3 protein-coding genes are annotated in these 2,692 nt (G+C 55.3%); all 3 read left to right on the forward strand.

The window, feature by feature from the left end; translation table 11 throughout:
* On the forward strand, positions 1 to 446 hold a 446-nt coding region (locus A7X77_RS33665; RefSeq protein ID WP_197486924.1), incomplete at its 5' end, for a hypothetical protein.
* Between the two features lie 1,074 nt (positions 447 to 1,520).
* Complete coding sequence (locus A7X77_RS31235; RefSeq protein WP_245293821.1) at positions 1,521 to 1,715, forward strand: hypothetical protein; 195 nt, start codon at positions 1,521 to 1,523, stop codon at positions 1,713 to 1,715.
* A gap of 643 nt (positions 1,716 to 2,358) precedes the next feature.
* On the forward strand, positions 2,359 to 2,692 hold a 334-nt coding region (locus A7X77_RS31245; protein ID WP_156668197.1), incomplete at its 3' end, for a hypothetical protein.

Consider the following 2,692-nt stretch of genomic DNA (forward strand, 5'->3'; position numbering starts at 1 on the left):
AAGAGTGGTGCCCTCCACCCGAGTACTATGAGGAAATCGAGTGTGAAAACATCATACGAAATTTCAGACATGCACGCTTAAACGATCCCGGGGAGGCGATCATTGAGTTTCATTTTGGATGTGGCGCAGACCGCATCGAGTGGGATGATCAGGATTTCTCGCATATGGAGATCGCACCACCTATAATCGTATCGCTTAACTTCGAGGAGTTGGGCGAAGGTCGTTTCAATGCCATGACGCCCGAGGGGATTGAGGGCCTACTATTTCGGGCGCGCAATAAACGTAGTGTGACAAACGCCCTGAAGGCCGCGCTTGCCTTGGAACGACATCGTGTCGCTGAAGGTTACGAATCTGAGTTACATGTCCCGGAAATCCGCAAGCATATGAATAGAGCCCGCAACGGAATTTTGGCGAGCTTTAGAGCTGCAAAATGGTGGGATGATTGATCATCCCCGCCTTCCGTCCTCAACGGGATAGCAATACGGAGAGCCGATGGGCTTAAATGACCGAATGGGCGGCGGAATTCACGCGAGAAATGAAAACGCACCGCCCGTCAAATTATGATAGGCGACAGCGACGGATTGCTTCGTGTCACCTGAGTGGCGTCGATCGTAAGTTCGATTTCGCCGACATAGAGATGGCGCTGACGATGTTTTTCATCGTGAATTTGCGAGTGTCGTCATCGGTCCTACGATCCGCGAGCCTGAGCGATGGATCGTTCGGGAATTGCGGCATCTCCTCCCGGCTGTTGGCGGCTTCGTACAGTTCGCACTTGGAGGTTCGTCATGATCGATGCGACCCGTACGATCGGGCTGCCGTAGGTCTTTCCTGTCGGCGTGAGATCGAACGCCGGCACGTTCGTGCAGCCGGATAGCAATGTTCCCGCGAGTATCAGGTATCCATATTTGCTCATCTCGCCCCCCCCAGTGTAATTTAGGAAGCTGAAATCAAGAATCGCCTAAATACAACTAACGGCTGTTTGCTATAGGAGGTTTTGCATGATGAATGATCTGACGAGCGCGTCGTGGGCGCGAAACATGCAGACGTGGCGACAACCAAGCTCGTCCTGAGTAAGGTACTATAGATCGAGGTCGTGGAGCCAACCGGCGATGTCCGAGGACCAGGGTAGTAATCAATTTCCGGAATCGGGCGAATCATCGTTCGGCTCGGGGTTGGGCTCCGATTTCAAGCCACTCGGCAGGCGCATCAAGATCGCTCCGGCTCGGAATCATCGGAAGCTCGTTGTGCGAAACATTATTCGCGACGTCGCTGAGTCGACTACCTGCGAGAGCAGCAACGATTGAACAATGCGATCGTGAGCCTGCCGTCGAATGCGCTTCCCGAAGCGACTTGCACGTGCGAAGCCACTGCAACTTGCTTTTGGGTACAATTCCCGGCATGTCGCGCGACGGTGTGCTTATGATAGCGAAGTGCAGGCAGGATAGGTTTGGCTCGAGGTCTTTCTTTTCACTCGCTGTGTAGCGCATTACAATTCCTGAGCATAAATGAGGGACTCGATCTTGAACCGCCGCATGCATGAGTGGAGCAGGGCCGAAGGCGAACGTCGAATCCGCGAGGTTCTCGACAATGCCAAGGCTGGCAGTCCGCAAACGATCAGCGACGTAGACGGATCGTTTGAGATTCGATTTGTCGCCATTTCCGAGAAGGAACGCGCAGGAGACTTTCTCGCACGGGGCGGGCCGGACAAACAGTAGCAGGATCGGAGGTGGCCGAATTTTTCCCCCGTCTCTGCAGTCCATCTCAAGGGGTCTTCCAGCCCCAATCCGAGCGCCTCTGCTTAGAGAAGAGACCATGCGCTGTGCCGACCTTCGGAGGAAGTGAAATGGATGACGCTTGGCGTGCAGACCTGCGGTCACGACTGTCAGCCATCATCGACAGCGCCCTGGTTTCTGGGGCGAACCGAGACGATGTTTTCGGGACCGTCGTCGAGGAATTTGGCCGACGTCAACGTGGCCACCAGCACTTTCCCCATACGGCTGATCACCTCTCTGAACTTCTCGTCGAGGAGCTTCCAATGATTGGCCAGGAGCTGACAAACGACGTTAGGGGCTGTCGCGCCAATCTGCAGAAGCCATGGTCGCTCTGATTGATTCTCGATTTAGCGGTCACTCTGAAGGATTTTTCGGTCTCTTTTTACGAGCGATCCTGAGCCACCTTGCGGACATCGGCAGGAGAATGCTCGATGAACGCACAAGAGATACTCGACAAAATCGCAACCTCCCCGGAACGTAGGACAGACGTTCCGACACCGCCTCTGTCGAATTGGTGGCCTTCGTCGTCAGATGGGCTCGCAGGCTGAGGCATTGGAAAGTCTCAACGCTCGCGAATTTCGCCCGGGTGTCGGTTTCCACGGTGGAGCCAGTGGAGCGCGCGGAGAAGGTCAGCAATGAAGCTCTCGACAGTATCGCGCTCGCTCTCGGCTACGAGAAGAGAGCCTTCCACGCACCCCGTATCCCGCTTGGTCCGGAACTGGCGGCCGAAGAGGTGGCCGATACACTTGGCAATCTGGAGCAGGTCGCGGTAGCACCAATGAAGACACATCGGGCGATCAGGGAAGCGATGAACTGCCAGGCCTTCCTGGTACACAGACCCGAGGTTCCTGATACCTACGATCAGGACATCACAAACCTCGTAGAGTGGCTCGACTTCGCGTCATTCTCGTTGGCCGAAG

Origin of the sequence: Rhizobium bangladeshense (genome assembly GCF_001662075.1) — a bacterium.
GTDB lineage: Bacteria > Pseudomonadota > Alphaproteobacteria > Rhizobiales > Rhizobiaceae > Rhizobium > Rhizobium bangladeshense_B.